The following is a 12,604-nucleotide window of genomic DNA, read 5'->3' as shown; positions in this document are numbered from 1 at the left end:
GGGTGCGAGGCCGGCGGCCATCCGCGAGGGCGCCGCGGACCGGGCGGCGGGTCAGGTGTCCAGTCGCCGACCTTGCGGCTACAATGCGCGCCATTCGGTGCGGCCCGTCTTTCAGACCGGGCGCGCGGCGTGTACGCCGAGGCCTCTAGAACGGGCCCTGGCGGCGCCCGTGCCCGTCCGCATCTTCGCCAAGCCCGGAAGGAGACACCCATGGGACAGCGTACGCCCCTCTACGACCTGCACGTCGCCCTCGGCGCCAAGATGGTCGATTTCGGCGGCTGGGATATGCCTCTGCATTACGGTTCGCAGGTCGAGGAGCATCATCAGGTGCGTCGCGACTGCGGCGTCTTCGACGTGTCGCACATGACCCTGGTCGACGTCGCCGGCGCGCAGGCGGAGGCGTTCCTGCGGTATCTGCTGGCGAACGATGTGGCGCGCCTAGAGGCGCCCGGCAAGGCGCTGTACAGCGCGATGCTGAATGCCGAGGGTGGAGTGGTGGACGACCTCATCGTCTACCGGCTCGACACCGGCTACCGCCTGGTGGTGAACGCCGCGACCCACGACAAGGACCTGGCCTGGATGCGCTCGCGCAGCGCCGGTTTCGCCGTCGAACTGCGCGAGCGTGACGACCTGGCGATGCTCGCCATCCAGGGGCCGCAGGCTCGCGCCCGCCTCCTCGAGCTGGTGTCCTCGCCGCGCGCCGCGTTGATCGAGGCACTCAAACCCTTCCAGGGCTTCGCCGAAGGCGACTGGTTCATCGCGCGGACCGGCTACACCGGCGAAGATGGCCTGGAGATCGTCCTGCCGGCCGAGCAGGCCAGCGCCTTCTTCAACGAACTGGTCGGCGCCGGCATCGCGCCCATCGGCCTCGGCGCGCGGGACACCCTGCGCCTGGAGGCGGGCCTCAATCTGTACGGGCAGGACATCGACGAGGCTGTCTCGCCCCTGGCCGCGAACATGGGCTGGACCATCGCCTGGGAGCCGGAGAGCCGCGACTTCGTGGGTCGCGCGGCGCTCGAGGCGCAGCGCGCGGCCGGCGACCAGCCGAAGCTGGTCGGGCTGGTGCTGGAGGAGCGCGGCGTATTGCGCGCCCACCAGGTGGTACGGATCGCCGGCACCGGCGCTGGGGAAATCACCAGCGGCAGTTTCTCGCCGACCCTGGGCAAATCCATCGCCCTGGCACGGGTGCCGGCCTCCGCCGGCGAGCGCGCCGAGGTGGAAATCCGTGGCAAATGGTACCCCGTGCGTGTCGTCCGGCCGACCTTCGTCCGCCATGGCAAACCCTTGATCTAACGGCCGGCGCCTCGCCTGCTAAATTATCTGGCAGCGTCCCTGCCGCCCTGACTTTTCCGAGGAGTTGAAGATGAGTGAAATCCGCGCCGACCTGCGCTATGCCGCCAGCCACGAATGGGCCCGCCTGGAAGCCGACGGCACGGTGACCGTGGGTATCTCCGACCACGCCCAGGAGGCCTTGGGCGACGTGGTGTTCATCGAATTGCCGAGCGTCGGCCAACGGCTCGAGGCCGGCCAGGAAGCCGGTGTGGTGGAGTCGGTGAAGGCCGCGTCCGACATATACGCGCCGGTCGGCGGCGAGGTGATCGAGGTGAACGGCGCCCTGAGCGACAGCCCCGAGACCGTCAACGGCGACCCCTACGGCGCCTGGTTCTTCAAGTTAAAGCCGAGCGATGCGAGCGCGCTGGACAAGCTGCTCGACGCACCGAGCTACAAAGCGGCGATCGACGCCGACGCCTGAGTCGTTCGCCCCTGGAAAAAACCTCGCGAGGCGAGGTTTTGCGCCGTTCCAGGGGCGCGCCGGGCAAACGGGGCAGCGGTGCCCCCAGGGAGTCGAGCAACACCGCCGCAGCGCCCTCGCGGCCTGGAGATAGCGATGGAAAGCCCAGGGCCATTTCGTAATAATGCCGCGCTGAGCCCGCGGCGGACGTGCCTTGTCCGGCCGCGACCAGGGATCGCCCCCGGCGGGCGCCCTTCGCCGGACGGCGGAGCGCTCGCCTGCTCCCGATCGAGGTCATGCCCGTTGCGACGGTCGCTCGCGGGGGCTTCCGGCGGGCGCGTCGCGCGGATGGGATATCCGGCGAACGGACAATAACAATTCGAGTGGCCGACACCTATGGACTTGGACGCAGGCGGGCGCAATCTGGTGGCTCGCATCGAGCAGAATCTGGTCCTTACCCGGGACCGGGTGATCGCCACTTTTCTCCAGCGCGGCGAGCGAGTCGGCGACCAGCTCACCGGCGACGCCTTCCGCGACCGGGTGCTGCGCCTCGCCGGACACCTGGAGACCTGTCTGCCCGAGGGCGGCCCGGTACTGCTGATCATGCCGCCGAGCCTGGAGTGCAGCGTCGCGCTGGTGGCCTGCCTGTACGCCGGGATCGCCGTGGCGCCGCTGCCGGTTCCCCATCCCGGCGCCTATCGCGACCGCCTGGACGCGGTCATCGCCGACTCCTGCGCCCGCGCCATTCTATGCACCCAGGAAAGCGCCCAGGTGCTGACCCAGCACCTCGCCCAAGGGACCCGGTCGGGGCTGCCCACCCTGATCCGGGTGGACGATCTGCTGGCCCAGCCGGGCCGGATCGGGCATCCGCGCTGCGCCGGGTTCGACCGTTCCGTCGACGACACCGCGGTCATCCAGTACACCTCCGGCTCCACCCGCCAGCCCCGCGGGGTGCTGCTCAGCCACCGTAACCTGCTCAGCAACACGGCGCTGGCGAGCGAGCGCTGGCGCCTGGGCGCGGACACCGTCAGCGTCAACTGGCTGCCGAATTACCATGACATGGGCCTAATGGGCGGGACCATCTGCCCGCTGCTGTGGGGCGCGCCCTGCATCCAGATGTCGCCGCTGGCGTTCGCCCAGAAGCCGTCGCGCTGGTTGCGCGCCATCGGCGAGCACCGCGCCACCTTGAGCGGCGGGCCGGCCTTCGCCTTCGCCCTCTGCCTCGACGCCATCGACGAACGCGAAAGCGCCTCGTTCGACCTGTCTTCCTGGCGCGCCGCGTTCTGCGGCGCCGAGCCGGTGCCGGCCGACCTGCTGCCACGGTTCCGCGAGCGGTTTCGCGGCGCGCGCCTGGACCCGGCGGCGGTGTTCGCCTGCTACGGGCTGGCGGAGTCCACCCTGTACGTCGCCGGCGAGCGGGTCTGGGGCGAGCCGGACGGGTTGTCCGGCGACGGGCGCACCGAGCCCTGTCGCCTGGCGCCCTCGACCCGGGCCAACCTGCGCATCGTCGATCCACTCAGCGGCCAGCCGCGCGCCGACGGCGAGGAGGGCGAGATCTGGGTGGCCGGCCCTTCGGTGGCGAGCGGTTACCACAACCAGCCCGAAGAAACCCGGGCCACCTTCGACGCCCGGGTCGCCGGCGACCCGCGGTCCTTCATGCGCACCGGCGACCTCGGCCTGCTCAGCGGCAATGCGCTGCACGTCACCGGGCGGCTCAAGGACGTGCTGATCGCCCACGGCGCGAACGTCGCGGCGGTGGATATCGAATGGTTGGCGGCCGAGGCCCATCCGGCGCTCAACCCGATGGCGGCGGCGGCCTTTTCGCTGAACGCCGCTCACGACGAGCGAGGCGCGCTGCTGATCGAGGTCCGCCATGCCCGCGCGGCGCTGGAGGATGCCGAGGCGCTGGCCGAGGCCATCCGCGCCCGGGTCGGCGCGACCTTCGGCATCGACCTGGCCTGGGTGCGCTTCGTCAAGCGCGGTGGGCTGGAGCGGACCACCAGTGGCAAGGTCAGGCGCCAGGCCGTCGCCGCCCGGGTTCGCGCCGGGCATCGCTATCCCGAGGTGCAGGCGTGAGCGAGGCCCCCGCGACGGCCGTCCGCCACGGATTCGTCCGGCTGGGCGAGCATGCGACCTGTCGCGCGGTGCTGCGCGACCCGAGCTTCCGGCCCATCGACCTGGCCGGCTACCTGCGGACCCTGCAGGAGCAGTCGGGGTGCGACCTGCGCGTGCTGGAGCACCTGGCGCGGAACATTCCGTTCTTCCTCAGCGGGACGCGCCATCTCAAGCTGCATAACCTGGCCTCCGGCTTCTTCGGGGCCAACCGGATAAGGCCCTGGCAAGGGTGCGTCGAGTCGATCGTCGACAGCACCCTCGACGCGCTCGCCCGCGTCGAACGGCCGGACCTGATGGGCGATTTCGTCGAACCCCTGTTCCAGACCGCGATGGTCGCGGTGCTGGGCATGCATCCCGGCGACGCGCCGAAGCTCACCGAGTGGTCCCGCGAGACCCGCCGCCTGCTCGAACCGATGCAGTCGTTGCGCAGCATGACCCGCCTGCAGGCGACCATCGAAGCTATCCTGCTGCGTCTCGACCGCACCGAGCCGGTGTATACCGCGGGGTGCCCGGCGCCCTTCCTGGCCCAGGTGATGGAGCGGCTGTCGGCGGATTTCGATCGCGCCGATGCCATCGCGCTGACCGCGACCCTGCTGGTCGCCGGCCAGACCACTTCGCAGACCCTGGGCAACATCCTCCTGCACCTGTTGCAGGCGCCGGCCGCAGCGCGCGTGCAGGCGGCCGACCCAGCCTGGGTCGCGCGCCACCTCGAGACCTTGCTGCGCCTGCATGCGTCGCCGCAGTTCATCGACCGCGTGGCCACCGAGGACCGGCGGATCGGCGGCTGTCCGTTCCGCGCCGGCGACCACGTACACATGCACCTGCCCTCGATCAACCGCGACCCCGATGCGTTCCCGTGGGAAGAGGGCGGCGAAGCCTCGGTGGCCCACCTGAGTTTCGGCACGGGCATCCACAAGTGTCCGGGCGCGGCCTACGGGCGGATGGTGATCAGGACGGCGCTGCCGCGCCTGTTCGCCCGCTACCCGCAACTGCGCCTGGATATCGACCAACCGCAGTGGCTCGAGACCACCTTCGTGCGCGCGCCGGTCTCGCTGCCCTGCACCCTCCACCCCTGAGAGAACGTTACATGCCTGTCGACCGCGAAGAGATCGTCGCCTTTCTGCGCAGCCGCATCATCCAGCGCACCCGGATTCCCGAGGAACGTCTGGGCAACGACACCGTCCTGTCCGAAATCGGGGTCAAGTCCATCGATGTGGTGATCATCAGCGGAGAAATCGAGGACTACTACGACATCGAGGTCGATCCCATCATGATGTTCGAATACCGCACCGTGGACGGGGTGGCGGATCGCCTGCTGGAATTGCTGGGGCGGCCGTGACGCGCTATTACCTGGGCCTGTCGACCTCCGGGCACGACCCCGCCATGGCTTTGGTCGACGAGCGCGGCCGGGTGCTGTTCGCCGAGGCCACCGAACGCTTCCTGCAGGACAAGCGCGCCTGGGGCGCGGCGCCGGATCATCCCTACCACCTGGCCGGCATGCTGGCGGCGCATTGCGAACCGGACGCCGAATTCGTCGTCGCCACCAGTTGGGCGCGGCAGAAGGCGCACGAGCAACTGCGCCTGATGGACACCCTGATCCCGGTGGCGGAGATCGCCTGGCTGTGCAACCAGCAGAAGCGCGCCTTCGCCGATGCTGGCGATTCGCTGGCCCGCCACCTCGGCCTGGCGGCGGTTCCGGATCGGCGGAACTACGAGCACCACCTGTGCCACGCCGCCTACGCCTGCCACGGCGCGCCCTTCGACCAGGCCCTGTGCCTGGTGCTGGATGGCGAGGGCGACGTCGGCGCGGTGAGCCTCTACCGCTTCCGCGACGGCCGCTTCAAGCGCCTGTGGCGCTCCTGGGGTCCGGGCAGCCTGGGGTCCTTCTACAGTTGGCTGACCGGTCTGTGCGGTTTCGACTGGAAGGCCGGGGAAGAGTGGAAGGTCATGGGGCTGGCGGCCTTCGGACAGCCCCGCGAGGACCTGACCGGTGCGATGGCACGGCTGCTGACCATCGAGAACGGACGGCCGCTGCTGGCCGACGAGACGGTGCTGCGGGCGGTCCAGGCTCGCCTGGCGGCGCACCGGCGCGATCCGTCCGCACCGCTGATGCAGGCCGCCGACCTGGCCGCCAGCGGGCAGGCGGCGTATGGCGCCTTCGCCGACGCGGTGCTGTCCGCCTGCACCGCGACCGAGGGCGAGAACCTGGTGCTCACCGGCGGCTGCGCGCTGAACTCGTCCTACAACGGCACCTTGCTCGGCCGCCACGCCTTCGCCGCCGTGCACGTGCCCAGCGCGCCGGGTGACGACGGCAACGCGGTCGGCGCGGCGCTGCTGGCCTGGATGCAGGATCATCCCGGGCAGCCCTTGCCCCGCTCCCGCGCGCGAGCGGCCGGCGATCCCTTCCTCGGCTCCTCGCCGGATTCGCGGACGATCCAGGCGGTGGCGCGCAACGCGGGCGGCTTCCGGGTGAGCGATCTCGCGGGCGATTCGGCGCGGCGCCTGGCGGAGGTCCTGGCCCGCGGCCGCATCGTCGGCGTGATGCGCGGCGCCGCCGAATACGGGCCGCGCGCCCTCGGGCACCGTTCGATCCTCGCCGATCCGCGTCCGGCGGGTATGAAGGATCGCCTGAACCGGGAGGTGAAGGGCCGCGAGCCCTATCGCCCGTTCGCGCCGATGCTGCCGGCGGCCCGGGCAGGCGAGTGGTTCCTGCGGGCGCAGCCCTCGCCCTACATGAGCTTCACCCTGCCCTGGCGGGAGAACCGGCGTGCCGCGGTGCCGGCGGTGGTCCATGAGGACGGCACCGGGCGCCTGCAGACCGTCGAGCCGGCCAGCGAGCCCTGGCTGCACGACCTGCTCGAAGCCTTCGAGGCGTGCAGCGGCGTGCCGATCCTGCTGAACACGAGTTTCAACGTCATGGGCAAGCCCATCGTCCATTCGGTGCAGGACGCCATGGCGGTGCTGGCCACCACCGGCCTGGACGGCGTACTGCTCGACGACCTGTTGGTGGAAAAGGACCGGGGTGATGGCGTTCCATAGCCCCGCGTTCCTGTTGGCGTTCCTTCCCCTGCTGCTGGTGGCGTTCCATGTCGCGGCGCGGCGCCTGCCGGCCCTGGCCGCGCCGCTGCTGTTGCTGGCTTCGCTGGCGTTCTACGCCTGGGCCGATCCGGCCAGCCTGCCGCTGTTGCTGGCGTCGATGCTGGCCAACTACGCCATCAGCGGGAAGGTATTGGTCGATGCGGGGCGGCGTCGGTTCTGGGTGGGGTTGGGCGTGCTGGTCAACCTGCTGCCGCTGATCCTTTACAAATACGTCGTGCCGGCATCGAGCCACTCGTCCGGGGCTTTCCTCATCGCCGGCATGCCCCTGGGGCTGTCGTTCTACAGCTTTCAGCAGATCACCTGTCTGTTCGATATCCAGCGCCCCGGTGCGCTGCGCCTGAACCCGCTGCGCCATGCGCTGTTCGTCGGCCTGTTCGCGCAATTGCCGGCCGGGCCGATTTCCCGCTACCGCGACCTGGCCCCGCAGATCGCCGCCCTGGGCCGCACGCCGGTCGCGCCCCAGGTGCTGCTGGCGGGTCTCTCGCTGTTCCTGCTGGGCCTGGGCAAGAAGGTGATCTTCGCCGACCACATCGGCCATTTCGTCGATCTGTTCCACCAGGCCCTGGCCCGCGGCGAACGCCCCGTATTGCTGGAGAGCTGGCTGGCCTGCTGGGGCTTCATGCTGCAACTGTACTTCGACTTCTCCGGCTACTCGGACATGGCCGTGGGCATCGCCCTGTGTTTCGGCCTGTGGCTACCGGTGAACTTCAACTCGCCGCTGAAGGCGGCTTCGCCCAGCGAGTTCGTCGACCGCTGGCACATGTCCCTGGTGGCCTGGGTCCGCGAATACCTGTACCAGCCGCTGTTCCGCTGGGTGCGCCGCTGGCCCCTGGGCGATCCGCCACGGCGCAGGCTCTGGGCCTGGGCGATCGCCACCCTGTGCAGCATGGGGCTGCTCGGTGCATGGCATGGCGCCTCGCTGGCGTTGCTGCTGGGCGGCCTGGCCAGCGGGGTGCTGATGGTCCTGTCGCAACTGCCCGGGCTGCTGCCCGCGTCCGCCCGGCTGGCACCCAGCGGCTGGCGGCGGCGCGCGTGGCGCCTGACCGCGCGCTTCCTGCTGTTGCTCACCCTGAGCGTCCTGGGGCTGTTCAGCCGCGCGGACAGCCTGGACAGCCTGGCCAGGGTGCTCGGCAGCCTGCTGGACCTGGGGTCGCTGAGCCTGTCGCCGGCCTACGCCCACCTGCTGCCGGCCGGGCTGGGGGGCTGGATCGCCGCCGACGGCTTCTTTCCCCATCTGCCGGCTTATCGTGGCCTGGATGTCCTGCTGCTGGGGCTGGGCACCCTGCTGGTCTTCGCTACGCGCAACACCGTGCAGCGCTTCGGCTACGTCGCACCCCAGGAGGGGATCTGCGCGGGCGCCCTGGGCTGGCGGCCGTCGTTGCGCTGGGGCGTGGCCATCGGCGGCGTCGTGCTGTTGACCCTGCTGCTGGGCGAAAGGGCGGGCCAGGGCTTCATCTATGCGCGCCTGTGAAGCCCGGGAGCGGCGGCAGGCTTGGCGCTTCGTCTGCGCCCTGCTCGCCACCCTGGGTATCGGCCTCGCCGCCCTGGCGACCCTGAACGGCCTGGCGAACCCCTTCGGCCGCTTCGACCAGCCGCTGCGTCCGGGTTTCAACGACACGCCATCCGCGACCTTCTACGCCTCCGAGCGCGCCGCGCAGTTGCGCTGGCTGACGCGCCAGGCCCAGCACGCCGGCGACCAGGACCTGCTGATCGGCACCTCCCACGTGCTGTTCGGCATGGAGACCTGCGCCTTGCCGCGGTTGCGGCGTCTGGCGTTGCTGCGCTTGAGCCTGGCGGAGGTCGGTGCCCTGGCGCCCGTCCTGGCGGCCACGCCGCGGCCAAGGACGCTGTCGATCGAACTGGGCATGGCCGATGCGAACACCGTCACGCCGGTTCCCGCCAGCGGCGCGCCGCTGTGGCGCGAGCTGTTCGGCTGGGAGGCCACGCGGGTCTCCCTGGCCACGCTCTGGCGCAGCCGGTACCCGACCCGGCGCGAGCCCGCGAGCAGCGGCGCCTGCGCCTCGGAAGTGCATCCTGGGCAGTGGGGGCATGAGGATGCCGAGGTCGCCAAGCTGATCGCCGCCCTGCGAAGCCCCGCCCAACTGGCCGCGCAGCAGCGCGCCCTCGGCCAACTGGTGCAAGCGCTGGCGCCGGCCTGCGCGCGCCATGCCCAGCGCCTGCGGCTGTTCAGCCTGCCGGTATACGCCTCCCCGGCATTTCTACCGGCGCTGTTGGACGCCCAGCGCCGGGCCGCGGGCGCCAGCCGGCGCACGCTGCGGGATTACCAGCGGCTGTTCCCGGGCTGTCGCCTGGAGTTTCGCGACCTGGCCACGCCCTACACCCGCAAGGGGCTGGAGAGCGGCGGCATCGACCGCGCGGACTGGCTCGACTGGCACCATTTCCGCCCCGCGTTGGGGGCGGACCTGCTGCGCGCCTTGCAGGCCGACGCCGTGCCTTGAACGAAAAAGGAACGGCTGGGCGTTCCTCGTGGGCGGGGCGCGGCTGCGCGAGGGGTTCAGCGCGCCGGTTGGTCCTCGGCGACCAGGATGGCCTGGGCCAGTTCCTGGTCGCTGACGTCGAGGCCGGGGTTGTCGTGGCGCACGCGGTCCATCGCCGCTTCCAGGTAAGGGCCGCGAATGGCGCCGTCGCTGGCGATGAAGCTGCCGGCGTCGTCCTGGGCGGCGAGGATCAGCTTGTGATCCTTGAAGGTGACGTAGGTGGACGCGGTGGTGGCGCCCGAGGAGATGATGTCGCGCCAAAAACTGTCGGCCATGGCCGAGCCAACGGGCAGGCACAACAGGGTGAAACTGGCGACGGCGTATTTCAAGCGCATGGTGGTTACTCCGAGGGAGGGATATGCCAGTAGAAAGCGCGGGCGTCGTCTGAGTTCAATGCCTGGAGGCGGAACGACCCTGGGCGTCGTCGGGGCGGCGCTCTAGCGCTCGCCGTTTCGCGAGGCGCCGGCGCGGTGCCGGCGGCGCCACCAGATGGCCGTCGCCAGGCTCAGCGCGGCGAACAGGATGAATTGCAGGCTCCAGTGCAGGCCCGGCGTCAGATGGGCGAACAGGCCGACCACCGCGGCCGCCACGCCGCTCCACAGCAGGTAACCGCCGGCGCCGAAGACTTCCAGGATCAGCAGCAGGGTGCCGAAGGCGAGCCAGTCCCAGAAGGACAGGTGATGCAGATACTCCCACATGATGTTCAGTTCTTCCTTTTACCGACGAAGCGCCGGCGCTTGCACGAATGCGCCGGCAGGCTGCGGAATAGCGGTTCTTGTTGTCGCGGGTGGACGGCCTGGGCCCGCCCGGCGGCCCGGCGTGCGACTTTTCGTGGGCCGGACGCGCGGGCGGCGGCGATTTTAGCCGCGCACGAGGCGACGGTCCGTGCTGTGATCGCCAGATTTGCTCACTGCCCGGTCGCCGTCGGGCCGGCCGGTCAGGCGCGCCGACTCACTTCTGCTCGCTCTGGGGCGTCACCCGCAGCACTTCCTCGATGGTGGTGAGTCCGCTGGCGACCTTCTGCGCGCCGGACAGGCGCAGGCTGCGCATGCCCTCCTTGAACGCCTGCCGGCGCAGCGCCCCCAGGTCGGTGTCGGCGCTGATGTGCGCCTTCACCTGTTCGGACAGCACCATAATTTCGTACACCCCGGCACGCCCGCGGTAGCCGGTGTCGCGGCACTCCAGGCAACCGACGGCGCGTTGCGCGCCGGTCGGCAGGGGCGCGTTCCAGGGCTTGGTGAGGTTGAGCCAGTCTTCCTCCGCCAGTTGCAGCGGCGCCTTGCAATGGGGACACAGGGTGCGCACCAAGCGCTGCGCCATGACCCCGAGCAGGGTGGCGCGCAGCAGGTAGTAAGGCACGCCGAGCTCCAGCAGGCGGGTGATGGCGCTGGGCGCGTCGTTGGTGTGCAGGGTGGTCAGCACCAGGTGCCCGGTGAGCGCGGCCTGGATCGCCATCTCGGCGGTTTCCAGGTCGCGGATCTCGCCGACCATGATGATGTCCGGGTCCTGCCGCATCAGCGCGCGCACGCCGCTGGCGAAGGTCAGGTCGATGTTGTGCTGCACCTGCATCTGGTTGAAGGCCGGCTCGATCATCTCGATCGGGTCTTCGATGGTGCACAGGTTCACTTCGCTGGTGGCCAGTTGCTTGAGCGTGGTGTACAGCGTGGTGGTCTTGCCCGAGCCGGTGGGCCCGGTGACCAGGATGATGCCGTTGGGCTGCCCGGTCATGGCCTGCCAGCGGCGCAGGTCGTCGGCCGAGAAGCCCAGTTGATCGAAGCTCTTGAGCAGCACCTCGGGGTCGAAGATCCGCATCACCATCTTCTCGCCGAAGGCGGTGGGCAGGGTCGACAGGCGCAGTTCCACTTCGCCGCCCTCGGGGGTCTTGGTCTTGATCCGGCCGTCCTGGGGTTTGCGTTTTTCCGCCACGTTCATCCGGCCCAGGCTCTTCAGCCGGCTGACGATGGCCATGGTGACCTGCGGCGGGAACTGGTAGACGGTGTGCAACACGCCGTCGATGCGAAAGCGCACGCTGCCCTGTTCGCGGCGCGGCTCGATGTGGATGTCGCTGGCGCGCTGTTGGTAGGCGTACTGGAACAGCCAGTCGACGATGTTGACGATGTGCGCGTCGTTGGCGTCCGGCTCCTGGTCCTGCGCACCGAGGCTGAGCAACTGTTCGAAATTGCCGCCGCCGGTGATCTTCTGGTCCGCCGCGGTGGCGCCGCTGACCGACTTGGCCAGCCGGTAGAACTCCAACGTGAAGCGTTGCAGGTCCACCGGGTTGGCCACCACGCGCTTGATCGGGCGCTTCAAGACGTGGGTCAGGTTGGCTTCCCAGCTGTGTACGAAGGGCTGTGCGCTGGCGATGGTCACCCGTTCGGCGTCGATCGCCACCGCGAGGATCTTGTGGCGCTGGGCGAAGGCATAGGACATCAAGGGAGTGATCGCGGCGACGTCGATCTTCAGCGGGTCGATGCGCAGGTAAGGCTGGCCGGCCAGGTCGGCCAGCCACTGGGTGAGGCTCTCCAGGTCGAACTTCTTGCCCGGCCGTTGCAGGTCGTCCAGTTGCTGCGCGGCGAGGAATTCGAGCGGATGCATCTGCGCGTTGGCCGCGCTGCGGCGGACCATCAGGCATTGTTCGGCGGTTTCCTGGGCCAGCCGGTTCTGCGCGACCAGTTCGCGCAGGACGTCGTTCAGGTCCAGCCAGCGGTCCTGGGTGGGTGAAGCGGATGCGGACATGCGGGTTCCTCGGAGCGGCATGGTTCGACGAAGCCTAGCCGCTCGTGGCGATGCGTCGAAAAGGGCCTAGCATGCCCGATTCGCCCGCCGGGTCGAAATCCCAATGCGTGAACCAGCGCCCAGCTCCGCAGCGAATGCCCGGATCGGCGCGCCTCAGCGGTCGCACGCCTGCACGGCGACCCCGTGGACGTTCACCAGGGAGCGGATCTTCTCGGCGATCACCTCGGCGCGGTGGCGGCTGAGGTCGTCCTGCAGCAGGCGGACCTGCAAGCGATCGGCCTGGCGGCGGACCTGCAGGTCGAGGGGCAGAACCCGGTGCAGGGCGAACAGCCCGAGCAGGCGGCAGAGGATCTCCGGTTCGGCTTCGGCCTCGATGGCGAAGCACAGCACCTGCGCAGGGGCGCCGGGGCCGACCGGTGCCCAG

At 70.0% G+C, this 12,604-nt stretch carries 11 protein-coding genes and 1 pseudogene; 8 read left to right on the top strand and 4 right to left on the bottom strand.

Annotated elements, in window-relative coordinates:
- The first annotated feature begins 210 nt into the window (after nucleotides 1–210).
- From gcvT to OGL92_RS12175, 8 genes are all read left to right on the top strand, one after another.
- Nucleotides 211–1,293: a glycine cleavage system aminomethyltransferase GcvT gene (gcvT, locus tag OGL92_RS12210; RefSeq protein WP_263143887.1), complete on the top strand. Its 1,083-nt coding sequence runs from the start codon at nucleotides 211–213 to the stop codon at nucleotides 1,291–1,293.
- A gap of 70 nt (nucleotides 1,294–1,363) precedes the next feature.
- On the top strand, nucleotides 1,364–1,753 hold the full coding sequence (gene gcvH / locus OGL92_RS12205) for a glycine cleavage system protein GcvH (protein WP_263143886.1): 390 nt from the start codon (nucleotides 1,364–1,366) through the stop codon (nucleotides 1,751–1,753).
- A gap of 375 nt (nucleotides 1,754–2,128) precedes the next feature.
- Entirely contained in the window at nucleotides 2,129–3,808 is a 1,680-nt protein-coding gene (locus OGL92_RS12200) for a fatty acyl-AMP ligase (RefSeq protein ID WP_263143885.1), read from the top strand.
- Nucleotides 3,805–4,923, top strand: coding sequence for a cytochrome P450 (locus tag OGL92_RS22215; RefSeq protein ID WP_263143884.1), 1,119 nt, complete (start codon nucleotides 3,805–3,807; stop codon nucleotides 4,921–4,923). Before OGL92_RS12200 ends, OGL92_RS22215 begins: the two co-directional genes overlap by 4 nt.
- 11 nt (nucleotides 4,924–4,934) lie before the next feature.
- Entirely contained in the window at nucleotides 4,935–5,186 is a 252-nt protein-coding gene (locus OGL92_RS12190) for an acyl carrier protein (RefSeq protein WP_263143883.1), read from the top strand.
- A complete protein-coding gene (locus OGL92_RS12185; protein WP_263143882.1) occupies nucleotides 5,183–6,886 on the top strand; it encodes a carbamoyltransferase C-terminal domain-containing protein in 1,704 nt (567 codons plus the stop codon). The genes OGL92_RS12190 and OGL92_RS12185 overlap by 4 nt, the downstream gene beginning before the upstream one ends.
- On the top strand, nucleotides 6,873–8,417 hold the full coding sequence (locus OGL92_RS12180; protein ID WP_263143881.1) for an MBOAT family O-acyltransferase: 1,545 nt from the start codon (nucleotides 6,873–6,875) through the stop codon (nucleotides 8,415–8,417). The genes OGL92_RS12185 and OGL92_RS12180 overlap by 14 nt, the downstream gene beginning before the upstream one ends.
- Nucleotides 8,404–9,405: a hypothetical protein gene (locus tag OGL92_RS12175; RefSeq protein ID WP_263143880.1), complete on the top strand. Its 1,002-nt coding sequence runs from the start codon at nucleotides 8,404–8,406 to the stop codon at nucleotides 9,403–9,405. Before OGL92_RS12180 ends, OGL92_RS12175 begins: the two co-directional genes overlap by 14 nt.
- Before the next feature lie 56 nt (nucleotides 9,406–9,461).
- Here the strand turns inward: OGL92_RS12175 and OGL92_RS12170 are convergent, their stop codons facing one another.
- From OGL92_RS12170 to OGL92_RS12155, 4 genes and pseudogenes are all read right to left on the bottom strand, one after another.
- On the bottom strand, nucleotides 9,462–9,779 hold the full coding sequence (locus OGL92_RS12170; RefSeq protein WP_263143879.1) for a DUF2388 domain-containing protein: 318 nt from the start codon (nucleotides 9,777–9,779) through the stop codon (nucleotides 9,462–9,464).
- A 129-nt stretch (nucleotides 9,780–9,908) separates the two neighbouring features.
- A pseudogene (locus tag OGL92_RS12165) lies at nucleotides 9,909–10,142 on the bottom strand (NfeD family protein); the annotation flags it as partial.
- A gap of 253 nt (nucleotides 10,143–10,395) precedes the next feature.
- Nucleotides 10,396–12,180 carry a GspE/PulE family protein gene (locus OGL92_RS12160; protein WP_263143878.1) on the bottom strand — a complete coding sequence of 595 codons (1,785 nt, stop codon included), beginning with the start codon at nucleotides 12,178–12,180 and terminating at the stop codon, nucleotides 10,396–10,398.
- Between the two features lie 153 nt (nucleotides 12,181–12,333).
- Nucleotides 12,334–12,604 (bottom strand): hypothetical protein (locus tag OGL92_RS12155; RefSeq protein WP_263143877.1); only part of this gene is annotated, 271 nt, incomplete at its 5' end.

This window comes from Pseudomonas sp. RIT-PI-AD, assembly GCF_025642785.1.
Classification (GTDB): Bacteria; Pseudomonadota; Gammaproteobacteria; order Pseudomonadales; family Pseudomonadaceae; genus Pseudomonas_T.
This window is presented reverse-complemented; position numbering and strand designations above follow the sequence as displayed.